Origin of the sequence: Stenotrophomonas sp. TD3, assembly GCF_001939825.1 — a bacterium.
In the GTDB taxonomy this organism is placed as follows: Bacteria; Pseudomonadota; Gammaproteobacteria; order Xanthomonadales; family Xanthomonadaceae; genus Stenotrophomonas.
The window spans coordinates 2,269,793-2,295,430 of record NZ_MOYM01000001.1 but is presented as its reverse complement, the minus strand read 5'-3'; the positions used below and the strand labels follow the sequence as shown (position 1 = coordinate 2,295,430).

Below are 25,638 nucleotides of genomic sequence, written 5' to 3'. Positions count from 1 at the left end.
GTGGGATCAGCGCCGCCGCTCCAGCCACCACAGCAGCGATGCGCAGAGCACGAACGCCAGCCACCACGGCCAGCGCGATCCCGGCACGGGCTGCATCACCGACGCGTTCGCCGGTGCACTGGTCGCCAGTGCACGCGTGGTCGCATCGATCATCGCCTGCCGATGCAGTGCAGGTGCATCGGCAGGGTCGAACACATAGCGCCAGACGGTCGTGTCACCGTGCTGCAGGCGCTGCCAGCCTGCCTCACGGGGCCACCAGCCGGCGCAGCGCAGGGCTGACGTCGCGCCATCGACGATCAGCGGCGTGCCTTCGCCGCGCGCGTTGAAGACCTGCAGTGGCGCCTGCACGCCGCACAGCGCCTGTCGTTCGCCCGCCCAGCTGACCGGCTGTGGCGACCACAGCGCATCACTGCTGTCCTGTGCTCGCGCCAGTGTGGCAACCACGCCGCTCCACAGTTCACCGTGGCGATCATCGCGCCCGGCAAGCACCCAGCGCCAGGTGTCGGTGATTGGCAGCTGGCCGATGCGGCCCTTGCCGGTAGCGCGCCAGCCGCCAACGGCTTTGCCAGCGCGATCGCGCAGCAGCGCGTTGCTGCCCGGCGCCTGCAGCGCCAATGCTTCCAGTGTGGGCAGGGCGGCGCTGTGCGAACTGCGGTCTGCCTCTTCGCCGTAGCCGGTCGGCAGCGTACCTGCGGCGAGCGGGCCGCGTCGTGCGGCGAGGACCGCGTTTTCGCCGTCGCCGGGAAGTTCGAGGAGGTGGCTGCTGCCATCGCCCTGCACCGGCAGGCCCAGATCGTGCAGGTGTTGGCGCGCGCTGGCCGAAGGGGCGCCTGCACTGCGTACCAGTACGCCCAGCCCCTCGCGCAGCGCCTGGCGCACGGCGGCCAGCTGACCTGCACTCAATGCGGCCAGGCTGCGCTCGTCCAGCAGCAGCAGCTCGCTGCGCGCCAGCGACGCCGCATCCAGCGGCAAGGCGCCGTCGCCGACGCTCAGGCCGGCGCCGGTATCGGCCTGCACCTGCACGCGGATGCCGGTATCGGCGGCCCAGCGGCGCAGGTACTTCAGCTCCGGGCCCGGCGCACTGGCACGCACCAGCAGGCGCAGCGGTGCCGCCGGCAGGGTCTGCTGCGGTACCGGCGTGCTGTCCACCACATGACCCTCGGCATCGAGCAGGCGCAGCTGGAACACGCTGCGGCCTTCGGCACGGGCGATGCCGCTGAGCTGCACGCGACCGTCCTCGGCAACATCCACGCGATCGACCACGCTGTCGGCGGGGTCCAGCAGTTCCGCCCTGGCCTTGGCGACGCCGTGCGCCTGTGCATGCACGTCGAAGCGTGCGCCGGGTGCGGTGTCGGCGGGTGGCTGCAGTGCGATCCACCCGCGCGGCGGCGCTGCCGGCTGCCAACGCACGTCGCGTGGCAGTACCGCGTCGCGGTCACGCGCAACCAGGCCGGCACCGACCAGGGTGAGCGTGGAGGCCGGATGCTGGCGCAGCGCGGTGGCCAGGTCCGGCACGCGCTGGCCACCGGGCACATCGGTAGCTTCCGGCAACAGCAGCAGCGGGCCTGCGCCGGTCGGCGGCGCGCCGGCCTTGTCGGCATCGATTCCCAGCACGACCAGGCCGACCGCGGGTTGCTGGCGGGTGGGGGGGACCAGGCAGAAGTACAGCAGCGTGGCAGCGATCAGCTGCAATCCAATCACGATCCACTGGCGGCCACGACGCGTGGCAGTGCCACGCAGCTGGCGCACGCTGGCGATGACCACGATCAGGGCGAGGGCCAGCGCAAGCCACAGGTTCACGGCGGAGGCGTTCATGGCTGCGCCTCCAGCGCATCAAGGTACCGCTGCCCCATCGCATCGGCGGCACTGCGCCGCATCGCCTGCGGCAGTGGACGCTGCAGCGCCCGCCACAACTGCGCGCGCAGGCGCTGGCGGCAGTCACGGCAACCGGGTTCGATGCGCAGCTGCTCGATGGCGGCGGCCAGATCCAGTGCATCGGGCAGGTACGCGGCATTGCGCTGCTGCCAGCTGGCGAGTGCATCGAGATCGGGGGGGGCCGTGTCATCGCCGAGGCGTTGCCAGGCTTCGATGATGGCCGGGTCGGGCGGCGTGCGTGCGGCCAGCGGCAGTTCGCGACTGGCCAGTCCGGCGCGATCGCCACCCAGCCGGCGGCCTTCATCGATCGGTGGCAGCTCCGGCCCGACCCGCGCCAGGTAGATGCGTTCGGCCTGCTGCACCTGCTTGATGAAAGCCAGCGCCTTGTAGGCAAACGGCAACGCCTGCTCTGGGCGGCCCTGGCGCAGCTCGCCTTCGGCTGACCACATCTGGTCCAGCGCGGCCTTCAGCGTGGCGCGTGTCTGCGGGTCGAGCAGGGTCGCGGCCTCGGCATGGTCATGGGTGTGGCCGTATTCGGAGAGCACATCGGTGGCGCTGCCGAACACCGGCGGCGTATCGGCACTGGCTGGCTTGCCGCCGTGATCGTGGCCATGCGCGTCGTGAGCCCCGGCCTCGGCGCCATGGTCGTGATCGTGATCTTCGTCGTGGCTGTCTGCAGCCGGTGCATCGCTGGTGGGCAGGTCGCTGGTCGGCGGCGGCTTGGGTGCGCCCTCGCTCTCCTCGCCCAGGAACTGGCCATAGCGCAGGCGCAGGATGCGCTGGTCGACGCCGATCGCATCGCTGCGCTTCACGAAGTCCTCGGCGGCGAGGCTGCGACGCTGCCGGATCAGTGCTTCGGCATCGATGATGATCTGCCGCTGGCTGCGGAAGTAGGCTGGAAGGGTCTTCTTGATGCGGCCTTCCAGTTCGGCACCGAGCGCGACTTCGGCGCTGGGCAGGCGCAGGATCACGCTGCTGCTGCGCCCGCTCTGCGGTGTTGGCGCATGGTTGTCGCGCACTTCCAGCTGGGCGATGACATCGTTGCCCGGTTGTGCGCCCAGCGCAGCCAGATCAAGAGTGTGGGCGAAACGTCGCGCAGTGGCTTCGCCGCTGCCGGCAAGCGTGACGCTGCGTTTCACGAAGGTGATGTTCTCACCGCTGCCCTGGGTGGTGGTGATCGACAGCGTTGCCTGTGCGGCTACGCCGTAGTCGTCGCTGGCTTCGAAGCGCAGCGACCACTGGCGCTGCCCGGGCGTTCCCAGCACCAGGCTGGCGGCCGGCTCCAGCACGCGCACGCTGGGCGCGCGGTCAGCGACCACGTCCAGGCGATGCAGGCGGGTTCCGGCCAATGCCGGTTCGCTCACCACGCGGTACAGCACCGGCGTGCGCGCCACATCCTGTGCCTGCCACTGGCCATCGTGTTCGATCAGCGGCAACCGGCGGCCATCGTGGAACTGCAGCCATGCCTTGTCCGGTGCGCGATCGAAGCGCAACGACCACGACAGCCGGCTGTCGGCGGCGACCTTGGCATCCAGTGCGTTCTGGGTGAGCGTGGCCTGGCCGGTATAGGCCGGCGCGTCGATGCGCAGGCGGGTGGACTGCAGGTGCAGTGGGCCCGCGGAAGCCGTGCTGCCAGGCGCCGACGCACGGGCTGGCGCGGAGCCGGGGCTGGAGCGTGGCCAGCCGACTGCCAGCGCAACGATGGCCAGGCCTGCGATCCAGCACAGCGCCAATGCCCAACGCGGCCAGCGCGGACGCAGTTCCGGCAGCGCACGTTCCAGCGCGGCCAGCACGTGCGCGCGCTGACGCTGCTGCAGCGGATTGAGCATGGCGGCATCGGCGAACAGCAGGTCGGCACTGTCCTCGCTGGCGCCGCTGCCATCGAGCTGGCGCTGCAACCACAGCTGGTCCAGCTGGCGGGAGCGTGCCTTGGCGAGCGCTGCGCAGGCGAGCAGGCCGACAGTGCCAACCACGCAGGCGATGTCGAAGCCCGCCAGGCGCAGCGCCAGCGCCGTTGCGGCCAGCGCCCACGGCAGGCCCAGCAGCAGGGTGATGAGTGCACGGCGGCGGCGCGCGCGTTGCCAGGCGTGCTGCAGGGTGTTCATGCGGCCACCCTGCGTCGGCGACTGCTGGCCATCCAGCGCTCCAGCGCGAACAGCAGCACGATGGCCAGCAGCAGCCACGGGGTGAGCTCGCGCAGCGGCGGCGTTGCCGCAGGCAGTGTTGCCTGGCGGGGTGCCTGGTCCTGTGCATCGCCGAGGCGTGGCAGCGGAGGCGGTTGCAGGGCCAGCAGCAGGGCACGCGGCAACTGCGGATCGCGCAGCGCAGCGTTGCCTGAGGCATCCCAGTCGCCGGGCAGAGACAGCAGGACACCGTGGCCGATGCGTTGCCGCCACAGCAGCGGGGCGCCCTCGGTGTTGCGCAGCAGGATGCTGGCCTCGGCGGCAGGCTTGCCGGCAGTCACTACATGTCCGCCGTCTTGCAGCCACGCCTGCCAGTTCGCCGGCAGTGAGCCGTCGCGGCTCCATACGCCGATCTCGCCGCGTTCGGGCAGCGCATCCGCCACCAGAGGAGCGAGCGGCGCCTGCACGCCCCACGCGCGCTGCAATGCATTCAACCAATGCTGGGCGGTGGCCGAAGCATCGCTGTGCACGCGCAGGCGCGGCGATGTTGCGGCACGCGGTTGCGCAGCGACCGGCATCGGCTGCGGCCGCCACTGCACCTCGCGCGACAGCTGCAGGCGTGCGCCGTCCAGGCCGGTCAGGGGATCGGGAACGTGCACGGTCACTGCGGTGCCCGCGGGCAGTTGTGCGTCCAGTTCGCGCAGCAGGCTGGGCAGGGAGGCCGTGGACGCAGGTGGCACTTGATCAATGGCCGGGAAGCCGGGCGCCAGCCAATGCCAGTTGCCCGCTTCGGCGGTGCCGCGCAGAGCGGTCGCGTCCAGCCCTGGAGCAACGACTGTCCACACAGTGGGGGCTGGTGCAGGCCCGGTCAACGCAGGCCGTGCCAGCAGCAAAGCCAGCGCGGCAAGCAACAGCAGGCGCACCAGCAGCAATGGCCAGTCATCGAAGCGGATGCGCTGGCGTGGCCGGATCTGTGCGCGCAGCCAGCGCAGCGCGGCGAAATCCAGCGGTGTGTACGGATGGCGGCGGGCCAGGTGGATCAGCAGCGGCAGCAACCCTGCAGCGAGCGCGGCCAGGCCCAACGGGAACAGCAGGTTCATGCACCGCCCCCACGACCGAACAGCGCCTGCAGTGCCTGGTCCAGCGGCTGGTCGAGCCAGCCAGTGGCACTGGCGATGCCGCTGGCCTGCAGGCGCGACTGCAATGCGCTGCGTGCGTCAGCGAAGCGCTGCAGGTAGTCGGTGCGGATCGCCGCGCCATCGCCCAGCAGTTCCTCGCCGGTCTCCGGATCGCGGAAGCGATGGCCGGCGTCGAACGGGAAGTCGCGCTCGTCGGCGGTGAGGATCTGCAGCAGCGCCACTTCGCGGCGCGCGCTGGCCAGTTGTTCCAGCAGCGCGATGCCGGCTTCGTCGAAGCCGTCGCCAACTGCCAGCAGCAGGTCGCCCGGGCGTACGCGCTCCCACAGGGGACGCAGTCGATCGGCCGCAGGCCAGCCGCCGCGTGCCTGCAGGGCATGCAGTTGCAGATGCACGCGATCACGCTGGCGTGCGCCGTTCGCTGCGGGCACCAGTTGCAGTCCATCGCCGTTGATCGCCAGCAGGCCGAAACGGTCGCCCTGCTGCAGGGCCAGTTCCACCACGCATGCGGCAACGCCGCGCATGTGGTCCAGGCGCGTGCGTTGCGGTGCCGCGCGATCGGCCTGGCCGGCTGAGGCGGTGGCATCGAGCAGCAGCCAGACCGTGATCGGGCTTTCGCGTTCGGATTCGCGCACGAAGAAGCGGTCCGAGCGTGCGTACAGCTTCCAGTCGATCTGGCGCAGCTCGTCGCCCGGTTCGTAGGCCCGGTACTGGGCGAATTCGAGGCCGGCACCGCGGCTGCGGCTGGCGTGCTGGCCGATGCCACTGGCACCGCTGGCCAGGCGCGGCCGCAACCGCAGCATGCGCAGGCGCGCACGCAGTTCCGGTGGCAACGTCAGCGGGGCACCTGCGTTCACGCGTGGCTCAACCCGGGAACGGCACGGCCTGCAGCAGGGCGGCGACCACGTCGTCGGCACGCTTCTGCTCGGCCTCGGCGGCGAACGACAGCAGCAGGCGATGACGCATCACCGGCGCGGCCAATGCCTGCACATCCTCGCGGGTGGCGGCGAAGCGGCCCTGCAGCAGTGCGCGTGCCTTCGCTGCCAGCACCAGCGACTGCCCGGCGCGCGGGCCGGCGCCCCACTTCACCCACTGGTTGATCGCCGCCGGTGCGCCTTCGCCTGGACGGCTGGCGCGCACCAGGCGGGTGATCCAGGCCAGCACATCCGGGCTGACATGCACCTGGCGCACTGCGGCCTGCAGGGCGATCACCGCTTCGGCATCCATCACCTTCGGCACCGCGTCGGTGGCACCGCCGGTGGTCTGTTCCAGGATCTGCCGTTCCTCGTCTTCGCTGGGGTAATCCACCAGCACGTGCAGCAGGAAGCGGTCGAGCTGTGCTTCCGGCAGCGGGTAGGTGCCGGCCTGCTCGATCGGGTTCTGCGTCGCCAGCACGAAGAACGGCGCGGGCAATGCGTAGGTGGTGCCGGCGTAGCTGACCGTGCGCTCCTGCATCGCTTCCAGCAGCGCGGCCTGGGTCTTCGGCGGGGTGCGGTTGAGTTCGTCTGCGAGCAGCAGGTTGGTGAAGATCGGGCCCTGCTGGAAGCGGAAATGGCGATGGCCGGTGCCGTGGTCTTCCTCCAGCAGCTCGGTGCCGAGGATGTCGCTGGGCATCAGGTCCGGGGTGAACTGCACGCGCCGGAACTGCAGCTCCAGCGCCTGCCCGAGCGAGCGCACCAGCAGGGTCTTGCCGAGCCCCGGCGCGCCTTCCAGCAGGCAGTGGCCGCCGGCGAGCAGGCCGATCAGCAGCTGCTCGACCACGGTGTGCTGGCCCACCACTGCGCGTGCAAGCGCGGCGCGCAGCGCATCCAGGCGCGGCAACAGGGAATCGAGGTCGGGGGAGGTCATGGGCGTGCAGGTCCTATCAATTGTTCAACGCGTACATCACGATGTTGACGCCGAAGCGGGTGTTGTCTTCGGCCAGGAAACGCTTGTTGCGCCAGTCGTAGTCCCACTCGCAGCCGTAGTCCTTGTTGCTGTACAGCAGGCCCAGGCGGCCGTCGACCTCGATGCCCTTCAGGTAGTCGTGCACCAGGTCGTCGCCCCAGCCGTTGAGTTCGAAGCTGGTGGCGGGCGGGCCATCCGGGAAGCGGAAGAAACTGCGGTACAGCGCGTGGCTGTTGGGCAGCTTCTGCAATGCCTTCGGACCGAACAGGCGGCCCATCTGTGCCTCGAACGAGGTGGCGAACAGCCCATCGATATCATGGTTGCAGTCGTCGACGAAGACGAAGCCGCCATTGCGCACGTAGCGCACGAAGTTCTGCCGCTCGGCGGCATTGAACTCCACCAGCGTGTGCCCGGCCAGGTAGCAGAACGGCGCTTCCAGCATGCGCGGGTCGGCCAGCGCCACCACGTGTTCCTGCGGGTCCACGCGCAGTGAGGTGTAGTCGATCAGCGAGGTGATCAGGTTGGACGGCATGCGCGCGTCCACGTCCCAGTCACCGGAGTCGTACTGCAGCCGGGTGAACCAGAAGTCGTAGCGTGAACTGCGCGGGCCTGACTGCGCCCAGGCTGGCAGCGCCGCCGCCGAAGCGGCAGCGGCCAACCAGCGCAGGCAGGCCCGGCGATCCATCAGACGGCGTCGGACAGCGAGGTGAAGGTGAAATCGCGCAGCTTCATCGGCGGGATCATCATCACGTAGCTGGATTCATCACCGGCCACGCGCACCGGCTTGCCCAGCTCTTCGATGTTGTTGAGCATGATCACCGGCGACTCGTTGAAGCGGAAGTTCTTCACCGGGTGCTTGATCTGGCCGTTCTCGATGTAGAAGGTGCCGTCGCGGGTCAGGCCGGTCAGCAGCACGGTCTGCGGATCGACCATGCGGATGTACCAGGTACGGGTGACCAGGATGCCCTTCTGGGTGCCGCGCACCAGCTCGGCGGTGCTCTTGTCGCCACCGCTCATCAGCAGGTTGCCCGGCGAGGCCTTGGCGGTCTTGCCCTGCTTCTGCGCCCAGAAGCGCGAGTAGTCCAGATTGGCGACCTTGCCGTTCTCGATGATGGCCATGCGCTCGCGCGGCAGGCCTTCGTTGTCCCACGGCAGCACCGGTGCATCCGGATGCCACGGGTCGGCGATCATGGTCACGCGCGGGTCGTAGACCTGCTCGCCCAGCTTGTTGCCACCGCCCTTCTTCGACAGGAAGCTGCGGCCTTCATCGGCCGAGCGTGCGCTGAAGAAGTTCATCATGAAGCTGATCAGGCCCGCGGCCGCGGCCGGCTCCAGGATCACCGTGTACTTGCCCGGCTCCAGCGCCTTGGCTTCGGCCGATTCGGTGGCCTTGCGCATGGCGATGCGGATGTCCTGGTCGGCCTTGAAGTCGGCGGCATCCTTCAGGTTGCGGCCGACCCAGCCCGAACCGCGGCCATCTTCGGTGCGCACGGTGCAGGTGTAATCGAAGTTGGTGGTGCGCTGGTAGGCGAAGTTGCCGTTGCTGTTGGCAGTGGCCTGGAAGCCCTGGCCGTCCTCGAGGAAGCCGGCGGCGATCAGGCCGTGGCCCCGGCACGGGGCGATCGAATCGGCGGCGACCTTGGCGCGGAACGCCGGATCGATCGCAGCAGTGGATTCGCTGAAGGTCGGGCTGGCGCGGTAACTCTGCTTGCCGATGGCCGGCATGAACTCCGGGTTTTCCGGGGCCAGGCGCGCCAGGTCTTCGGCACGGCGCACCACGCGTTCCAGCGCGGCATCGTCGAACTCATTGATCGAGGCCGTGCCGACGCGCTTGCCGAAGGCGACGGTGACCGCCAGCTCGGTGTTGTCGACGATGCCGCTGGTGGAGACATTGTTCAGCGCGAAACGGATGTTGCCGCTGATCGCGCCGGCCAGCACGGCGGTGCACTCGTCGGCCTTGGACAGGGCGATGACCTTGTCGAGGATGGCCTTGGCCTGGGCTTCGGTGAAGATACTCATGGTGTAAGGGCTCCTGACCGGTCAGCCGAGGCTGCGTGCGGTGTTGATGACGTTGATGCCGTTGAAGCGCGCGGTCGACGAACCGTGCGAGACCGCCGAGACCTGGCCGGGCTGGCCCTTGCCGTCGAAGAACGAACCGCCCAGGCGGTAGTCGCGCTCGTCGGCCACGGCGGTGCAGGCATTCCAGAACTCCGGCGTGCGGATCTGGTAGGCCACGTCTTCCAGCATGCGGGTGATCTGGCCGTTCTTGATCTCGTAGAACAGCTGGCCGCCGAACTGCGCGTTGTAGCGCTGCTGGTCGATCGAGAACGAACCGTCACCGATGATGTAGATGCCGTTCTCCACGTCCTTGATCAGGTCGGGCACGCTCAGCGGCTTCTTGCCCGGTGCCATCGACACGTTGGCCATACGCTGGAACTGCACGCTGGACCACGAGTCGGCATAGCAGCAGCCGTCGGACTCGGTCTTGCCGAGGATGTGGGCCTGGTCGCGGATGGTCTGGTAGTCCACCAGCTTGCCGTTGCTGATCAGGTCCCAGCGCTTGCACTTCACGCCTTCGTCGTCGTACGCCACCGCGCCAAGGCTGCCCGGCTGGGTCTTGTCGGCGAAGATGTTGACCAGCTCGCTGCCGTACTGGAACTGCTGTTCGCGCTTGTCCAGGGTGGCGAAGCTGGTGCCGGCGTAGTTGGCTTCGTAGCCGAGCACGCGGTCCAGTTCCAGCGGGTGGCCGATCGATTCGTGGATGGTCAGCCAGGTGTGCGACGGGTCGAGCACCAGGTCGTACTTGCCCGGCTTCACCGACGGTGCCTTCAGCTTTTCCTGCGCCTGCTTGGCGGCGGCGATGGCGTCCTCCTTCATGTCGTAGGACGAGCTGTAGTTGACCACGCCGTTGGGGCTGACCACCTTGCCGGCGCCGGCGCCATCCAGGTACTCGTAGCCCAGGCCCATCGGCGAGGACAGGCCCGAACGGGTGCGGAACTTGCCGCTGGTCTTGTCGATGGCGGTGACCGTCATCGGCGCCCAGATGCGGTGCACGTCCTGGTCGATGTAGGAACCATCGGTGGAGGCGAAGTACTTCTGCTCGTTGACCAGGAACAGCATCGAATTGACGAAGCTGGCACCGGCGCCCATCGCTGCGGCGTTGACGTCCAGCAGCAGGCCGACCTTGTCCTTGATCGGCACCTCCATCGCATTCTTGCGGATCGGCGTGCGCCAGCTCACCTCACCCACGCCCGGCGCCTTGGCCAGCTGTACGGGGGCGGTCTGCACGCCGGCATTGGCCTTGGCGATCGCCGCGGCCTGCTGCGCGGCCTTGGCCACGTCGGCGGTGCCCAGCGCATTGGTGGCGGCGAAGCCCCAGGCACCGTTGACGATCACGCGGATGCCCACGCCGGTGGACTCGGTGTTCACCACGTTCTGCACCTTGTCCTCGCGGGTGATCACGAACTGCCGCAGGTAGCGGCCGATGCGCACGTCGCAGTAGGTGGCACCGGCGCTGCGTGCGGCCTGCAGGGCGGCGTCGGCCAGGCGCTTCTTCAGCGCCGGGTCGAGGCTGGACTGCAGCTGTTCGGCGGCGATCACCTTGCCGAAGAAGGAGGGCACGATCAGCCCGCCCGCGGTAAGCCCGGTCAGGGCCAGGAAGTCACGTCTTTGCAAGGCTGCTCTCCATGTCGAAGGATGGGTGGCTCAAGCGCCGAGACTGCGCGCGGTGTTGATGATGTTGATGCCGTTGAAGCGGGTGGTGGACGAACCGTGCGAGACCGCCGAGACCTGGCCGGGCTGGCCCTTGCCGTCGAAGAACGAACCGCCCAGGCGGAAGTCGCGTTCATCGCAGATGGCGGTGCAGGCATTCCAGAATTCCGGCGTGCGGATCTGGTAGGCCGCATCCTCGACCATGCCGGCGATCTTCCCGTCCTTGATCTGGTAGTACAGCTGGCCGCCGAACTGCGCGTTGTAGCGCTGCTGGTCGATCGAATACGAACCGCGGCCGTGGATGTAGATGCCGTTCTCCACGTCCTTGATCATGTCCTCGACGCTGAGCGGCTGCTTGCCCGGCGCCAGCGAGACATTGGCCATGCGCTGGAACTGCACGCTGGACCAGGAATCGGCATAGCTGCAGCCATGCGATGCATCGCGGCCGAGGATGTGGGCTTCATCGCGGGTGGCCTGGTAGTCGACCAGGATGCCGTCGCGCACCAGGTCCCAGCGCTGGGTCTTCACGCCCTCGTCGTCGTAGCCGACCGCACCGAGGCTGCCGGGCTGGGTCTTGTCGGCGAAGAAGGTAACGATGTCGCTGCCCCAGCGGAAACCCGCATCGCGCTTGTCCAGCGTGGCGAAGCTGGTCCCGGCGTAGTTGGCTTCGTAGCCGAGCACGCGGTCCAGCTCCAGCGGGTGGCCGACGTTCTCGTGGATGGTCAGGAACAGGTTGGACGGGTCCAGCACCAGGTCGTACTTGCCGGGCTTCACCGACGGCGCCTTCAGTTTCTCGCGCGCGTGGCGGGCGGCCGCAATGGCGTCCTCGACCGGGTCGTAGGAATCGCGGTAAGCGGTGATGCCACCGGGCAGGTGTACCTTGCCGCGCGCATCGCCATCAAGGAACTCGTAGCCCATGCCCATCGGCGACGACAGGCCGGCACGGGTGCGGAACCTGCCGCTGGCCTTGTCGATGGCGGTGGCGGTGAACGGCAGCCAGATGCGATGGATGTCCTGGTCGATGAACGAGCCGTCGCTGGAGGCGAAGTACTTCTGTTCGTTGACCAGGAACAGGGTGGAATTGATGTAGTCGGCACCCGCATTCAGCGCGGCGGCGTTGAGTGCCAGCAGCAGCTCGACCTTGTCCTGGATCGGCACCGCCATCGCGTTCCTGCGGACGGGCGTCTGCCAGCGCACCTCACCGACCGATGGCGTCGGCGCCAGCTGCACCGGCCGGGTCTGGATGCCGGCGTTGGCGCGGGCGATCGCCGCGGCCTGCTCGACCGCTGCGCGCACGGCGGCCTCGGTCTGCTGGTGGGTCGCGGCAAATCCCCAGGCACCGTTGACGATCACCCGCACGCCCACACCGGACGATTCGCGGTTGGTCACATTGCCGACCTGGTGCTCGCGGGTGATGACCGACTGGTTGAGGTAGCGGCCGATGCGCACATCGCAGTAGCTGGCCTTGGCCGTGCGTGCGGTGGCCAGCGCCACGTCCGCCAGGCGCCTGCGCTGGAGGGTGTCGACCGGGGCGAGCAGTTGCTCGGCGGCGATGGCACGGGAATGCGGCAGCAGCAGGCCCGCCAGGCCCAGACCGGAAAAAGCCAGGAACTCACGTCGTTGCACAGCGTTTCTCTCTCTCGCTTGCGTGCGGCCGGCAACAGGCCGAGCCGATCACGTCAACCACTCGACTTTCGCCAGCGCAGCGCGTCCGGGCAAGTGACTGCAGTCATGGTTGGGTGGGTTTCGGCAGGGCTTGCAGCCCTGCACCTGCTCAATGCAACGGCAACGGCCAAAGCCAGAGCCAGAGCGGTATTCCGTGGGTTGGCGGGGCGGTGTCGGATTGCGGGGACGCCGCAAGTACGTCCATGTAGGCTTGGCAGCCGCATCCATGCGGCTGACACCCCGCAATCCGACACCGCCCCACCTTCGACAGGTTCACTCGGCTGTTGGTAGGTGTCGACCTTGGTCGACACATCTGTCAGATATCGAAATGAATCCGGGGTCAGATCCGTTTTCCTGCGGAAAACGGATCTGACCCCAAGAGCTGTTCCGACAGACCGCTGGAAACTGTCGAAGGCGGGGTGGGTCCGGTTGCGGGGGTGTCCGCGGCATGGATGCCGCGGCCAAGCCCCCAAGGATGGGTTTACGGCGTCCCCCGCAACCGGACCCACCCCGCCACCCCACGGAATGCCAGCTTTTGACGTTGCTCTGGCTCTGGCTCTGGCTCCGGCTTCGGCAGGTGCAGGGCGCAGCCCTGCCGAGCAACACCCCCTCGTGCACAATGGGGCCGACCCCGCCTGGACACCGTCCTGATGTCGAGCAAGCCGTATTCAGAAGCCTGCGAGCGCAACCGCGAACCGATCGCCGCCGCACTCGACCCGTGGATGGGCGACCGCCATCGGGTGCTGGAAATCGGCAGCGGCACCGGCCAGCATGCGGCCTTCTTCGCCGAGCGCTGGCCCTGGCTGCGCTGGCAGCCCAGCGACCATCCGGACCATCTGCCGGGCATCGAGGCCTGGCGCGCGGAGGCGGCGCTGCTGAACCTGCTGCCGCCGGTGGCACTGCAGGTGGAACTGCCGCCGGCGACCGGCCTGAGCCTGCCGGAAGGCAGCATGTTCGACGCCGCATTCAGTGCCAACACACTGCACATCATGAGCTGGGAGCACGTGCAGGCGCTGTTCACCGCGCTGCCATCGGTGCTGCGGCATGGTGCGCTGCTGGCGGTGTACGGCCCGTTCAACTACGGCGGCCGCTACACGAGCGACAGCAACGCGCAGTTCGATGCCTGGCTGAAGGCGCGCGACCCGCGCAGCGGCATCCGCGATAGCGAAGCGGTGCAGGCGCTGGCCGCCGACCACGGATTCACCCGCCTGGGCGATGTGGCGATGCCGGCCAACAACCGCCTGTTGCTGTGGCGGCTGGGGTGAACCGCCAGTAGTGCCGGCCGCTGGCCGGCAACCGAGCGCCAGGATGGCTGCCGGCCAGCGGCCGGCAGTACCTGTTTCGCGGCGTTACGCCACCTGCACGATGTGCAGCGCCTTCGGATTGCGCCACTGCGCCAGCAGGGCGGCTTCGCGCGCCTTGGCCTGCTCGAAATGCGCTTCCTTGACGTGGCCGAAGCCGCGGATGTGCTCGGGCACGCTGGCGATTTCCACCGCCAGCGCCAGGCGGTCGTCATCCAGGCCGTCCAGCAGCACCTGCACGGTGGCTTCGTAATCGCCGATCAGCTTGCGCTCCATGCGGCGTTCCCCGGTGCGCCCGAACACGTCGAAGCGGCCACCACGCAGGAACTTCAGCCTGGCCAGCAGGCCGAAGGCCTTGAACATCCACGGGCCGTATTCCTTCTTCAGCAACCGGCCCTGCTCGTCCTTCTTGGCGAACAGCGGCGGCGCCAGGTGGAAGCGCAGCTGGTAATCGCCCTCGAACTGCTGCTGCAGGCGGCGCTGGAAGTCGCCGCTGGTATACAGGCGGGCCACTTCGTACTCGTCCTTGTAGGCCATCAGCTTGAACAGGTAACGGGCCACGGTCTCGGTCAGCGCGGTGGAACCGCCGATGCGGTCGGCTTCGGCGGCGCGCACGCGCTCGACCAGGCTGCGGTAGCGGTTGGCGTAGGCAGCGTCCTGGTACTCGACCAGGAAGGCGGCGCGGCGCTCGATCATTTCATCCAGCGAGCGCGACAGGCGGGCGTCGTCCAGCGGCAGGAACGCAACATCGCCACCGTGCGAGGGCAGGCCGCGCAGTTCGCGTTCGTCGCCGGTGTTGCGCGGCGCCGCAGTGGCGCCCCATTCGTTGCCCTCCCACTCGCCTGGCGGCAGCGGATGCAGCGGGCCCGGGGTGGATTCGGTATCGGTGTGGCGGTTGCGCACCAGGCCCGCGGCCTGCTGCACGGCCTGCGGGTCGACCACGGCCAGGCGGCCCCAGGCGAAGGCCTGCTGGTTCATCGCCACGGCGGCGCCGTTGAGCTCGATGGCGCGCATCAGTGAATCGAACGACAGCGGCACCAGGCCCTGCTGCCAGGCGTAGCCGAGGATGAACAGGTTGGCGGCGATCGCATCGCCCAGCAGCGCGGTGGCCAGCTGGGTGGCATCCAGCAGCAGCGGCTCCTGGCCACCCAGTGCCACGCGCACACCGGCCACGATGTCGGCGGCGGGGAACTGCATGTCCGGGCGGGTGGTGAAGGTGCCCGGCATCGCTTCGTAGGTGTTCAGCACCACCTGCGAACGGCCGGCGCGCACCTTCGACAGTGCCCAGTAATCGTTGACCACCACCATGTCGCAGCCCAGCACCAGGTCGGCCTCGCCGGCGGCGATGCGCACGGCGTGGATGTCTTCGGGGCGACGGGCAATGCGGATATGCGTGGTCACCGCGCCGCCCTTCTGTGCCAGGCCGGTCTGGTCGAGCACGGTCGCGCCCTTGCCTTCCAGGTGGCCGGCCATGCCCAGCAGCGCACCGATGGTCACCACGCCGGTACCGCCGACGCCGGTGATCAGGATGTTCCAGGGCTGCTCCAGGCTGCCGCGGAGGGACGGTGCCGGCAGGTTGTCCAGCAGCGTGGAGGCGTCGCGCTTGCTGCCCTTGCGCGGCTGTCCACCGTGCACCGTGACGAAGCTCGGGCAGAAGCCGTTCACGCAGGAATAGTCCTTGTTGCAGTTGGACTGGTCGATCTCGCGCTTGCGCCCGAACTCGGTTTCCTTCGGCAGCACCGACACACAGAAGCTCTTCTTGCCGCAGTCGCCGCAGCCTTCGCAGACCAGCGAGTTGATCAGCACCCGCTTCTGCGGATCTTCCAGCTTGCCGCGCTTGCGGCGGCGGCGCTTCTCGGTGGCGCAGGTCTGTTCGTAGATCAGGATCGAAACACCCTTCACCTCGCGCAGGCGCTTCTGCACGTCATCCAGTTCGCTGCGGTCGTGGAACTCGACGTCGCTGGGGAAGTGCTCGCGCTGGCTGGTCCACTTGCCGATGTTGTCCGACAGCACCACGATGGTGTGGATGCCTTCGGCGCGCATCTGCCTGGCGATGTCCGGCACGCTCAGCGGGCCGTCCACCGGCTGGCCGCCGGTCATCGCCACCGCATCGTTGTAGAGGATCTTGTAGGTGATGTTGACGCCGGCCGCGACCGCCTGGCGGATCGCCAGCGAACCGCTGTGGAAGTAGGTGCCGTCGCCGAGGTTCTGGAACACGTGCGGGGTATCGGTGAACGGCGCCTGCCCGGCCCAGGTCACGCCTTCGCCGCCCATGTGGGTGAAGGTGTCGGTGCTGCGGTCCATCCAGGTCACCATGTAATGGCAACCGATGCCGGCCAGCGCACGCGAGCCTTCCGGCACGTTGGTGGAGGTGTTGTGCGGGCAGCCCGAGCAGTAGTGCGGCACGCGCGGGAAGCTGGCGCGCGGCAACGCAAGCTCGGCTTCCTTTTCCTGCATCCACTGCAGGCGCTGCTCGATCGACTCGTTGTTGAAGAACTTCTGGATGCGGCGGCCGATCACGCCGGCAATGGTGGCCGGGGTCAGTTCGCCGGTGGACGGCAGGATCCATTCGCCGCTCTCGTCGTACTTGCCGACGATCGACGGGCGCTGGCCCCAGCTGGCCGGCCAGTTGAAGAACTGCTCCTTCATCTGGCGCTCGATGAAGGCACGCTTCTCCTCCACTACGATGATGTCTTCCAGGCCCTGCGCGAAGCGCGCGATGCCCTGCGGCTCCAGCGGCCAGGTCATGCCGACCTTGTACACGCGGATACCGATGTCGGCACACGCCGCTTCATCCAGGCCCAGGTATTCCAGCGCCTGCAGCACGTCCAGGTAGCTCTTGCCGGTGGTGACGATGCCCAGCCGCGCGCGCGGCGCGTCCATCACCACCTTGTCGATGCCGTTGGCACGGGCGAACGCCTGTGCAGCCTTCACGGCATAGCGGTGCAGGCGCATTTCCTGGTCCAGCGGCGGGTCCGGCCAGCGGATGTTGAGGCCGCCCGAGGGCATTTCGAAGTCTTCCGGCAGCACGATGCGGCGCGCCATCGGGTCGACCTCGACCGAGGCCGACGATTCCACCGTTTCGGCAATCGTCTTGAAGCCGACCCAGCGCCCGGTATAGCGGCTCATTGCCCAGCCCAGCAGGCCCATGTCGAGGATGTCCTGCACGCCGGCCGGATTCAGCACCGGCATCATCGCGCTGACGAACTCGTCCTCGCTGCCATGCGGCAGGGTTGAACTGCGGCAGGCATGGTCATCGGCGGCCAGTGCCAGCACGCCGCCGTAGCGCGAGGTGCCGGCGGCATTGGCGTGCTTGAACACGTCGCCGCAGCGGTCCACGCCCGGGCCCTTGCCGTACCACATGCCGAACACGCCCTGCACGTTGGCGCCGGGGAACAGGTTGGTCTGCTGGGTGCCCCACACCATGGTGGCGCCCAGGTCCTCGTTCAGGCCGGGGGTGAACTTCACCTTGGCCGCGTCCAGGTGCTTGCGCGCGCGCCACAGTTCCAGATCGAAGCCGCCCAGCGGGCTGCCACGGTAGCCACTGACGAAGCCGGCGCTGTCGATGCCTTCGTGCGCGTCGCGCAGCCGCTGCATCAACGGCAGTTTCACCAGCGCCTGCACGCCACTCAGGTAGATCCGCCCCTCGTTGCGGGTGTACTTGTGGTCGAGCGTGTAGTCACGGTCGATCAGGTCGGCGGAAGAGGGCGAAGTGAGTTGCGCGGTACTGGTCATGGCTGGCCCGGTCAGGATCGGCTGGCACCGGCCGCGTGCAGGCACGCGGCGGGAAAGGCGCGAATTGTAGCAGCGAGGCCCGACCGGCCCGGCACTCGCGCCGGCGGCCATGCTGGGGTTAGGATCGGGGAGAGAGAGGGAGGCTGCGGTTGCGGCCTGGGGAGAAGGGATGTCAGTTGCAGGAAAGATCCTGGGCAGCATGTTGCTGGTCTCGGGAACGGCCCCCGTGTGGGCCGCGCCGGCGGTGCCGGCACCACAGGAGTTCTACTTCGACAGCGATGCGGCCGCCGTGCCGATGGTCGTGGTCCAGTCCGACGGGGATGAACTGGTGGCGCAGCTGCTCAAGCAGCGCGAGCGCGGCCGGCGTACCGTGGAGGCCACCGTGCAGCTGGCGTCGGTGGCCATTGCGCAGGGCCGTACCGAACTGGGTGAACAGCTGTATCGCGAAGCGCTGAAGGATGCGCCGGTGCAGGGCAGCCTGGGCCGTGGCGTGCGTTGGAATTACGGTTGGGACCTGCTGCGGCAGGGCCAGGCCGAGGCAGCGCTGGAGCAATGGCAGGCCGCCGCAGGTGGTTCGCTGAGCAAGCCGGGCTGGTTGCCGCCCACCTATGCGCTGGCGCTGTGGCGGGCCGGGCAGAAGCAGGAGGCGGTGCAGTGGTATGCCGCAGCGGTGCGTACCGAGCCGACGCAATGGAGCGACAGCAGCCGCTATGTGCAGTTGTTGCCGTTGTGGCGTGACGACGAGCGCGCCTCGCTGGCGGAAGTGCAGCAGGCCTGGGCGGCCGCCCCGCCGGCCTGGCCCTGAGGGAAGGGGTTTGGCCGGGTTGCACCCGGCACCCGCAGAGGCAAGGGCTGGAGCCAAAGCAACAGCAACAGCGGGCTTCCTGTGGGATGGCGGGGCACTGTGGGTTTGCGGGGACGCCGTGAACCCATCCATGGGGGCTTGGTCGCCGCATCCATGCGGCTCACACCCCGCAAACCCACAGTGCCCCGCCTTCGACAGGTTCCGGCAGCTGTTGGTAGGTGTCGACCTTGGTCGACACGGTAGATCCACGCCATGCGTGGATGCGATCTGCCAGGGATAGGAATCGAACTGGGGTCAGATCCGTTTTTCAGAGGAAAACGGATCTGACCCCATGCCCTCAAGAGCGGCCAGCCACGCGCTTTTGCTTTTGCTCTTCTACTTTCTTCTACGTGGCTGGACGCCCCGGGAATTGTCAGAGGCCGGGCGGGTAGGCTGTGCAGGGGCGTGAGCCGCATGGATGCGGCGATCGAGCTTACAGGGACGTACTTGCAGCGCCCCCTGCGCAGCCTACCCGCCCGGCCCTACCCGGCATCTGCGTTGAGCGACCAGCCACGAAGGGCTGCGCCGTTCGCTGGAAACCCCTCAATCGTCCGCGGACACCGTGCGCCCCGACGCCCATGCCCGCAGTGCCTCCACCTGCTCGGCCATCAGCACCGACAGCGGCCGCGTCGCACGGATCTCGTTCATCAGCAGCTCGGTATCCAGCGGCCGGCCTTCGGCGTGCGCCGCATACAGCCCGGCCACGATCGCCTGCTCGATCTCGGCGCCGGAAAAACCATTCGCCGCCGCCGCCAGCGCCGGCAGCGCGAAGTCGTCGCCATTGAGCTGGCGTCGCCCCAGGTGCAGCCGTAGCAGTTCCACGCGCACTTCGGGGGTGGGCAGGTCGACGAAGAAGATCTCGTCGAAGCGGCCCTTGCGCAGCAGTTCGGCCGGCAGCTCGTGTACCTGCTTGGCCGTGGCGACGATGAAGACGGGCGCCTTGCGCTCTGCCATCCAGGTCAGCAGGTAGCCGAGCACGCGGCGCGATACGCCGCCGTCCTCGCCACCGCTGGCCAGGCCCTTCTCGATCTCGTCCATCCACAACACGCAGGGCGCCAGCTGCTCGGCCGAGGCCAGCGCCTGGCGCAGGTTGGCCTCGGTCTCGCCGTGGTACTTGTTGTACAGCGCGCCCACGTCCAGGCGCAGCAGCGGTACGCCGAAGCCGGCGGCGGTGGCCTTGGCCAGCATCGACTTGCCGCAGCCCTGCACGCCCAGCAGCAACATGCCGCGCGGCGGGTCCAGGCCGGCCGGTGCCGAGCCGGCGATGAAGGCCACCCGGCGCTGGCTGATCCAGCGCTTGAGCCGGTTGGCACCGGCCACGTCGCCGAAGCGCGCGCTGTCATGCTCGAAGAACAGGTGGCCGCTGCGGTTGAGCAGCTCGAACTTCAGCCGCGCCAGCTGCGGCAGGTCGTCGTCGCGCAGCGCGCCGTCGGCGTAGATCAGCTGGCGGGCGATGCGGCGGGCATCGACCAGGCTCAGGCCCTGCAGGTTCTTCAGGATCTTCTTCACCGCCTCGCTGTCGACCTCGACGCGGCGGCCGCCGTGCTCGCGCGCATAGGCGTCGGCCTCCTCGCGCAGCATCTTCAGCAGGGCGTTGGTATCGGGCAGGCGCGGGTTGAAGCGCACCGCCAGCGCTTCCAGCTCGGCCGGCAGCTCGACCTTGGCGCCGATCAGCACCAGCACGTGCGGCTCGCTGTGGCGGCGCTGGATCAGGTCGCGCAGCGCGCGCTGGTGGCTGGCATAACCCAGGTAGGGGTGGAAATCGAGCAGCAGGTAGACGCCCCGCTGGTCGGCCTGGCGGATCATCTGCAGGGCGGCGCTGGCATCGGGCGGACCGACCGGCGGGTCCTCGCGGTCCAGGTCGATGCGACGCAGGCCCTCGGTGATGGACCAGCGGTGCAGGGCCCGCCACACGTGCATCAGCGTCTGCCGGAACAGCTCGACGATGCGGCCCTCATCCTGGGTCTCGATCACGATCAGGGGGGTATTGGCGCGGATCAGTGCGCTCAGGTCCTGCAGTTCGCTCATGCCGGTTCGATCCTTCGGGGGCGCCACGATAGCAAAGGCGATGGCCACTGGTTCAGCACGGTGCTACCTCCCGTCACCACCGCCGGTGTACGCTCGGGGCACGTACCCGGAAGCGAGGCTGGCATGAAGACGATCCTGGTGGCCGGTTCCAAGGGCGGGGTGGGCAAGACCACCGTCGCCACCCACCTGGCCGCGTACGCGGCATTGCAGGGCAAGGCCACGGTGATCGCCGATGCCGACCCGCAGGGCTCCAGCACCCGCTGGGCACAACGGCGTGCCGGGCTGGAAAGCGCGGTGCTCCCCATCGATGTGTATCGGAAGAAGCAGTGGGCGCAGAAGCTGCCGGACGGTACCGATACCGTCATCATCGATGCACCAGCCGGTGCGCTGGCCGACGATATCCCCCATTTCCTGGACGCGGCCGACGCCGTGGTGGTGCCGGTGCTGCCCTCGGCACTGGATATCGAAGCCATCGTCGGCTTCCTCAACAGCCTGGCCCAGAACCCGCGCGTGCACAGCCGCAAGCTGCCGGTGGGGCTGGTCCTCAACCGCACCAAACCCTGGACCCAGACCTCGCAGCAGGCGCTGCAGATGCTGGGCGAGTGGCCGTACCCGGTGGTCGCGCAGCTGCGTGACAGCCAGAGCTACGTGGTCATGACCGGCCTGGGCCGCAGCCTGTTCGACTACCGCTCGGCCCAGGTGCGCGAGCACCAGGCCGACTGGGAGCCGCTGCTGTCCTGGTTGAAGCTGTAACGCTGCACGTCTCCACCCTCTTTTCTTGGAAACCCGCGATGCGTGAACTGATCCTGCTGCGCCATGCCCATGCCGAACCCGCCGTTTCCGGCCAGGCCGACCTCGACCGGCCGCTGTCGCCGGTAGGGCTCGCCGAGGCCGAAGCCGCCGGCAAGTGGTTGAAGGAAAACAACCTGCTGCCCGACTGCGTGCTGTGCTCGCCGTCGCGACGTACCCGCGAGACCCTGGAAGCGGTGATGACGGCCATCGGCTATGTCGAAAAGCGCCTGGAAGACCGTATCTACGACGCCACCCCGGGCACCCTGGCGGCGCTGGTGGACGAGCGTCGTGACCTGGACCGGGTGTTGATCGTCGGCCACAACCCGGGCCTGGAGCAGCTGGTGGCCCTGATGACCGACGGCACCAGCAGTGACTATCGCGGCATGCCGCCGGGCGGCGTGGCCGTGCTTGGCTTCCCGCGCGAGGCCTCGATCGAACCCGGCGTGGCCAGCCTGAACGCGTTCTGGTGGCCGTGATCCGATGAGCCTGGCGCGGCGCAGCCGCTTCCTGCTGCCCGCGTTGCTGGCGCTCGGCCCGGCCTGGGCCGCGGCGCCCCCACCGACCCCGTTGCCGCCCGTGTCCGCCGAAGCGCCACGGGTACTGCGCCTGGATACCCAGCGCTCGCGGATCGGCTTCGAGGTGCGCACCCGCTTTGGCCAGCGCATCGAAGGCGTCTTCCCGCACTTCGAGGGGCGTATCGAGATCCTGTCCGATGGCCGCCACCAGGTGCACCTGAAGATGTTCACCCGTTCGGTGGAGATCCCCGGCAAGGCGCGCTATACCGGCTGGATGCGTGGCGAGGAGTTCTTCGATGCCGGGCGCCATCCGGTGGTCGAGTTCGACTCGCTGCCATACTGGCCGGAGACCGTGGAACAGGGCGGCGACATCAATGGCCGGCTGACCCTGCGCGGCATCAGCCACCCCGAGTCGCTGCAGGTCGAGAAAGCGGAGTGCGCCCGACCCGGCTATGATTGCGACGTCGTCAGCCGCGGTACCGTGCAGCGAGGCCGGTATGGAATGGACAGCTGGCAGCTTGCCTTGAGTGACCGAGTGACCTTCGTATTGCGTGCGCGCCTGAGCGAGGCGCCGAAACCGTGAACCTCCTGCTGCGTGTACTGGCGCTGGCAACCGTGTTGCTGGGCAGTGGTTGTGCATCGCTCTCGCATGCCGAGCGTGACCGTGCCGAAGCGATCGCCGTGCAGGCGCGCTCGACCGACGTCGACTGCCAGCGCGCCGACCGCTGCGCGCAGGACTCGCCGCTGCGTGCGCTGGCCGGGCGGGCGTTCACCGAATCCACCCCGGAACAGCCGCGCCACTACGCCACCCTGCTCGACGAGGGCGAGGGCGCCCTGGTGGCGCGCCTGAACCTGCTGCGCAGCGCCACCCGCAGCATCGACCTGCAGACCTACATCTTCGACAAGGACGACAGCGCCCGGCTGGTCATCGACGAGCTGCTGGCCGCGTCGCGGCGCGGGGTGAAGGTGCGGGTGCTGATCGACCAGCTCTCGGCGATTTCCGACCTGCAGATCCTCGGCGCGCTGTCCGGCGCGCACCAGAACTTCCAGCTGCGGGTCTACAACCCCACCTTCGGCAAGGCCCGGCTGAACTACTTCGACTATGCCGGCAGCGTGCTGTGCTGCTTCCGCCGCTTCAACCAGCGCATGCACAACAAGCTGCTGGTGATCGATGATGCGATCGGCGTGGTCGGTGGCCGCAACTACCAGGACGACTATTACGACTGGGACCGCGAGTACAACTTCCGCGACCGCGACGTGCTGATCGCCGGCCCGGAGGCGCGGGCGATGGCGGCCAACTTCGATGCCTTCTGGCGCGCCAAGCGCAGCGTGCCGGCCGAGCGCCTGAACGATGTCGGCCGCACCCTGCTGCGCGAGGGCGTGCCGACCCTGCCGCCGGCCAGCTTCCGCCGCCCCGAGCGGGTGCAGCGGGTCAGTGCCGAAGCCAACGACATGGACTTCGTCAGCCGTTCCTTCGTCGATACCGCGTTGCCGGTGGCCTCGGTGCGCTATGTCGCCGACCTGCCGCGCAAGCACCGGCGCGAGAAGGCCGATGCGCCGCTGGCCGGACAGCACGTGACCGAGCCGCAGCTGGATGCACTGATCGCCGGCGCGCAGAAGGAAGTGATCCTGCAGACGCCGTACCTGGTGCTGTCCAAGCCGGCGCAGAAGCTGTTCCGCGAGCTGCGCAAGCGACCGCAGCCGCCGCGCGTGGTGGTGTCCAGCAACAGCCTGGCGGCTACCGACAACCCGATCGTCTATGCGCTGTCGTACAAGTACAAGCGGCGCAACATGCGCGAACTGGGCTTCAACATCTTCGAATACAAGCCGTTCCCGCTGGATGCACCGGTTGATTACCGCAACCTGCTGCCCGACCCGATCGCCGCGCCGGAAGGCGACGATGACGGCGGGCGCAACCCGCTGATCGGCGGCAGCGCCGCCGGCAGCAACGCCGGCGACAGCCGCGATCGCGATGAGCCGCCGGCGCCCACCGGCAAGCAGGGCCCGGTGAACCATCCGCGCACCGGCAGCGCCTACCAGAACGCGCGCGAGCGCCGCCGCGCGGCCGGCAGCGAGGTCGAAACGCGCCTGCTGCGCACCGAGACCCGTCCCTCGTTCCTGGGCAGCAAGGCGGTCAACAAGCCGTTGCCGGTCACCCGCAAGGGCGCGCGCATGGGCCTGCATGCCAAGTCGCTGGTGGTCGATCGCCGCATCGGCGTGGTCGGTACCCACAACTTCGATCCGCGCAGCGAGAACTACAACACCGAAGGCGCGGTGATCATCGACGACCCGGCCTTCGCCGAGCAGCTGGCCGAAAGCATCCTGCGCGACACCCATCCGCAGAACTCGTGGACGGTGGCGCCGCGGGCCAAGCCGCCGGTGCTGTCCGGGCTCAACTACAGCGTCGGCAAAGCCTCCGAGGCACTGCCGATCCTCGACTTCTGGCCGTGGCGCTATGCCACCGACTACGAGTTCAAGCCCGGCCCTGACTGCCCGCAGCCGCTGCCGCGGCAGGACCCGGACTTCCACCGCTGCTATGTCGCCGTGGGCGACTTCCCCGAGGTCAATGTCGGCCCGAAGTGGCTGCTGGTGCGCATGCTGACCGCATTCGGCGCTGGCCTCGTTCCCATCCTATGAAGGTGCCCGCATGACCCAGGTGTTCCGCGAAGCCGTTTCCCTCGAGCAGCTCAACACGCTCAGCCGCAACACCGCGATCGAGTCGCTGGGCATCGTCTTCAGCGCGGCCGGTGACGACTGGCTGCAGGCCACCATGCCGGTGGACGAGCGCACCCGCCAGCCCTACGGCATCCTGCATGGCGGCGCGTCGGTGGTGCTGGCCGAGACCCTGGGCAGCAGCGCCGGCAACCTGTGCGTGGATACGGCAAAACAGATCTGCGTGGGCCTGGAAATCAACGCCAACCACGTGCGTGCGGTGCGTTCGGGCACGGTCACCGGCACCGCCCGCGCGCTGCACGTGGGCCGCAGCACCCAGCTGTGGGAGATCCGCATCGAGGACGAGCAGGGCCGGCTGGTATGCATCTCGCGGCTGACCCTGGCGGTGGTGGCGGCCGGCCACGGCTGAGCCCCGGACGGCCGGTGACGGCAGCGGAACCCAGCGTTCCCTGCCGATTGCCCCGGTCGATGGGGGTTATGGCCTAAATCGGCTGGCAGCGATGACGGCCCTCCGGTATCGTGCGCGGATGACTTCCCCCACTCCGGCCCCCCGTGGCGGCGTGGCGCGTGTGTGCCGTTACCTGTACCGCGTACCGCTGCTGTTGGTCCACATCCTCGTGTTCCTGCCGCTCATCCTGATCGGCATGCTTCGGCCGTGGGGCGAACTGCGCGTGGGCGAAGCGACCTTCGGTGCCAAGGTGGTGAACTGGTGGCAGGGCGGACTGATGTGGATCTTCGGCTTCCGCCTGGTGCAGATCGGCAGGCCGTTGCCCGGTGCCGTGCTGTTCGTCGCCAACCACGTCAGCTGGGTCGACATCTGCATCCTGCACAGCCAGCGCATGATGGGCTTCGTCGCCAAGCGCGAGATCGCCAGCTGGCCGCTGGTCGGTTGGCTCGCTGCGCGCGGGCAGACCATCTTCCACCAGCGCGGCAACACCGAATCCCTCGGTGGCGTGATGCAGGTGATGGCCGATCGCCTGCGCGAAGGCAAGGCGGTGGGCGTGTTCCCGGAAGGGCGCACCCGTGGTGGCCACGAAGTGGGCCCGTTCCATGCCCGCATCTTCCAGGCCGCGGTTGAAACCGGCGTGCCGGTGCAGCCGGTGGCTCTGGTGTACGGGCTCAAGGGCGATGCGCAGACCATTGTCGCGTTCGGCCCCGGCGAGAGTTTCTTCGCCAATTTCCTGCGCCAGCTCGGTGAGCCGGCGCGGCGTGCGGAAGTGCATTTCCTGGCACCGATCGGTGCGCAGGACCTGGAAGGCCGTCGGCGCATCGCGGAGACTTCGCGCGCGCGCATCGTGGCGGCCATGAGCACGCAGTGAGGGTACGGTGGCCCTGATCCCGCCACCCGTCCTG

The 25,638-nt window shown here is 68.5% G+C and carries 19 protein-coding genes; 8 read left to right on the top strand and 11 right to left on the bottom strand.

The features are described from left to right. Positions 1-6: 6 nt before the first annotated feature. From BKE09_RS10750 to BKE09_RS10710, 9 genes are read right to left on the bottom strand one after another with little or no spacing between them, the layout of a single operon-like run. A complete protein-coding gene (locus BKE09_RS10750; RefSeq protein ID WP_075675729.1) occupies positions 7-1,815 on the bottom strand; it encodes a hypothetical protein in 1,809 nt (602 codons plus the stop codon). Then, on the bottom strand, positions 1,812-3,980 hold the full coding sequence (locus BKE09_RS10745) for a hypothetical protein (protein ID WP_075675728.1): 2,169 nt from the start codon (positions 3,978-3,980) through the stop codon (positions 1,812-1,814). Before BKE09_RS10745 ends, BKE09_RS10750 begins: the two co-directional genes overlap by 4 nt. Next, a complete protein-coding gene (locus BKE09_RS10740; RefSeq protein ID WP_075675727.1) occupies positions 3,977-5,098 on the bottom strand; it encodes a BatA domain-containing protein in 1,122 nt (373 codons plus the stop codon). Before BKE09_RS10740 ends, BKE09_RS10745 begins: the two co-directional genes overlap by 4 nt. After that, positions 5,095-5,991 carry a DUF58 domain-containing protein gene (locus BKE09_RS10735; RefSeq protein WP_014035489.1) on the bottom strand — a complete coding sequence of 299 codons (897 nt, stop codon included), beginning with the start codon at positions 5,989-5,991 and terminating at the stop codon, positions 5,095-5,097. The genes BKE09_RS10740 and BKE09_RS10735 overlap by 4 nt, the downstream gene beginning before the upstream one ends. A gap of 7 nt (positions 5,992-5,998) precedes the next feature. Continuing rightward, positions 5,999-6,982, bottom strand: a complete 984-nt coding sequence (locus BKE09_RS10730) for a MoxR family ATPase (protein WP_075675726.1) — start codon at positions 6,980-6,982, stop codon at positions 5,999-6,001. Positions 6,983-6,998: 16 nt separating this feature from the next. Then, positions 6,999-7,706, bottom strand: coding sequence for a DUF4159 domain-containing protein (locus tag BKE09_RS10725; protein ID WP_014035491.1), 708 nt, complete (start codon positions 7,704-7,706; stop codon positions 6,999-7,001). Continuing rightward, the gene (locus BKE09_RS10720) at positions 7,706-9,040 is read right to left on the bottom strand and encodes a TldD/PmbA family protein (protein ID WP_014035492.1); all 1,335 of its coding nucleotides are present in this window, start codon (positions 9,038-9,040) and stop codon (positions 7,706-7,708) included. The genes BKE09_RS10725 and BKE09_RS10720 overlap by 1 nt, the downstream gene beginning before the upstream one ends. 21 nt (positions 9,041-9,061) lie before the next feature. Continuing rightward, complete coding sequence (locus BKE09_RS10715) at positions 9,062-10,696, bottom strand: TldD/PmbA family protein (RefSeq protein ID WP_075675725.1); 1,635 nt, start codon at positions 10,694-10,696, stop codon at positions 9,062-9,064. A 30-nt stretch (positions 10,697-10,726) separates the two neighbouring features. Continuing rightward, positions 10,727-12,358, bottom strand: coding sequence for a TldD/PmbA family protein (locus BKE09_RS10710; protein ID WP_049443616.1), 1,632 nt, complete (start codon positions 12,356-12,358; stop codon positions 10,727-10,729). A gap of 689 nt (positions 12,359-13,047) precedes the next feature. Here BKE09_RS10710 and BKE09_RS10705 point away from each other — a divergent pair. Beyond that, complete coding sequence (locus BKE09_RS10705) at positions 13,048-13,662, top strand: DUF938 domain-containing protein (protein ID WP_075675724.1); 615 nt, start codon at positions 13,048-13,050, stop codon at positions 13,660-13,662. Positions 13,663-13,746: 84 nt separating this feature from the next. Here BKE09_RS10705 and BKE09_RS10700 read toward each other — a convergent pair whose 3' ends face one another. Continuing rightward, a complete protein-coding gene (locus tag BKE09_RS10700) occupies positions 13,747-17,433 on the bottom strand; it encodes an indolepyruvate ferredoxin oxidoreductase family protein (protein ID WP_075675723.1) in 3,687 nt (1,228 codons plus the stop codon). Between the two features lie 169 nt (positions 17,434-17,602). On the opposite strand from BKE09_RS10700, the gene BKE09_RS10695 reads away from it, so the two are divergent. Continuing rightward, entirely contained in the window at positions 17,603-18,238 is a 636-nt protein-coding gene (locus BKE09_RS10695; RefSeq protein WP_075675722.1) for a hypothetical protein, read from the top strand. Between the two features lie 582 nt (positions 18,239-18,820). Here BKE09_RS10695 and BKE09_RS10690 read toward each other — a convergent pair. After that, the gene (locus BKE09_RS10690; protein WP_075675721.1) at positions 18,821-20,305 is read right to left on the bottom strand and encodes an AAA family ATPase; all 1,485 of its coding nucleotides are present in this window, start codon (positions 20,303-20,305) and stop codon (positions 18,821-18,823) included. A 123-nt stretch (positions 20,306-20,428) separates the two neighbouring features. Between BKE09_RS10690 and BKE09_RS10685 the strand changes: the two genes are divergently transcribed. The 6 genes from BKE09_RS10685 (at position 20,429) to BKE09_RS10660 (ending at position 25,604) form a co-directional block, all read left to right on the top strand. Next, the gene (locus BKE09_RS10685) at positions 20,429-21,058 is read left to right on the top strand and encodes a ParA family protein (protein WP_010487235.1); all 630 of its coding nucleotides are present in this window, start codon (positions 20,429-20,431) and stop codon (positions 21,056-21,058) included. Between the two features lie 38 nt (positions 21,059-21,096). Continuing rightward, complete coding sequence (locus BKE09_RS10680; RefSeq protein WP_075675720.1) at positions 21,097-21,573, top strand: histidine phosphatase family protein; 477 nt, start codon at positions 21,097-21,099, stop codon at positions 21,571-21,573. A 4-nt stretch (positions 21,574-21,577) separates the two neighbouring features. Continuing rightward, positions 21,578-22,195, top strand: coding sequence for a YceI family protein (locus BKE09_RS10675; protein ID WP_049444423.1), 618 nt, complete (start codon positions 21,578-21,580; stop codon positions 22,193-22,195). After that, positions 22,192-24,249, top strand: a complete 2,058-nt coding sequence (locus BKE09_RS10670; protein ID WP_075675719.1) for a phospholipase D family protein — start codon at positions 22,192-22,194, stop codon at positions 24,247-24,249. Before BKE09_RS10675 ends, BKE09_RS10670 begins: the two co-directional genes overlap by 4 nt. Positions 24,250-24,259: 10 nt before the next feature. After that, positions 24,260-24,694 (top strand): hotdog fold thioesterase, encoded by a 435-nt coding sequence (locus BKE09_RS10665; protein WP_075675718.1) that lies wholly within the window; start codon positions 24,260-24,262, stop codon positions 24,692-24,694. 118 nt (positions 24,695-24,812) lie between these two features. Beyond that, positions 24,813-25,604, top strand: a complete 792-nt coding sequence (locus BKE09_RS10660) for a lysophospholipid acyltransferase family protein (RefSeq protein ID WP_075675717.1) — start codon at positions 24,813-24,815, stop codon at positions 25,602-25,604. The last annotated feature ends 34 nt before the right edge of the window (positions 25,605-25,638 follow it).

What these genes read in the sequence shown, in the direction of transcription:
- BKE09_RS10725 (WP_014035491.1), bottom strand. Translation starts at nt 7,706, where the DNA reads ATGGATCGCCGGGCCTGCCTGCGCTGGTTGGCCGCTGCCGCTTCGGCG.
- BKE09_RS10740 (WP_075675727.1), bottom strand. Translation starts at nt 5,098, where the DNA reads ATGAACCTGCTGTTCCCGTTGGGCCTGGCCGCGCTCGCTGCAGGGTTG.
- BKE09_RS10660 (WP_075675717.1), top strand. Translation starts at nt 24,813, where the DNA reads ATGACTTCCCCCACTCCGGCCCCCCGTGGCGGCGTGGCGCGTGTGTGC.
- BKE09_RS10720 (WP_014035492.1), bottom strand. Translation starts at nt 9,040, where the DNA reads ATGAGTATCTTCACCGAAGCCCAGGCCAAGGCCATCCTCGACAAGGTC.
- BKE09_RS10690 (WP_075675721.1), bottom strand. Translation starts at nt 20,305, where the DNA reads ATGAGCGAACTGCAGGACCTGAGCGCACTGATCCGCGCCAATACCCCC.
- BKE09_RS10685 (WP_010487235.1), top strand. Translation starts at nt 20,429, where the DNA reads ATGAAGACGATCCTGGTGGCCGGTTCCAAGGGCGGGGTGGGCAAGACC.
- BKE09_RS10665 (WP_075675718.1), top strand. Translation starts at nt 24,260, where the DNA reads ATGACCCAGGTGTTCCGCGAAGCCGTTTCCCTCGAGCAGCTCAACACG.
- BKE09_RS10675 (WP_049444423.1), top strand. Translation starts at nt 21,578, where the DNA reads ATGAGCCTGGCGCGGCGCAGCCGCTTCCTGCTGCCCGCGTTGCTGGCG.
- BKE09_RS10700 (WP_075675723.1), bottom strand. Translation starts at nt 17,433, where the DNA reads ATGACCAGTACCGCGCAACTCACTTCGCCCTCTTCCGCCGACCTGATC.
- BKE09_RS10695 (WP_075675722.1), top strand. Translation starts at nt 17,603, where the DNA reads ATGTCAGTTGCAGGAAAGATCCTGGGCAGCATGTTGCTGGTCTCGGGA.
- BKE09_RS10680 (WP_075675720.1), top strand. Translation starts at nt 21,097, where the DNA reads ATGCGTGAACTGATCCTGCTGCGCCATGCCCATGCCGAACCCGCCGTT.
- BKE09_RS10750 (WP_075675729.1), bottom strand. Translation starts at nt 1,815, where the DNA reads ATGAACGCCTCCGCCGTGAACCTGTGGCTTGCGCTGGCCCTCGCCCTG.
- BKE09_RS10705 (WP_075675724.1), top strand. Translation starts at nt 13,048, where the DNA reads ATGTCGAGCAAGCCGTATTCAGAAGCCTGCGAGCGCAACCGCGAACCG.
- BKE09_RS10730 (WP_075675726.1), bottom strand. Translation starts at nt 6,982, where the DNA reads ATGACCTCCCCCGACCTCGATTCCCTGTTGCCGCGCCTGGATGCGCTG.
- BKE09_RS10745 (WP_075675728.1), bottom strand. Translation starts at nt 3,980, where the DNA reads ATGAACACCCTGCAGCACGCCTGGCAACGCGCGCGCCGCCGCCGTGCA.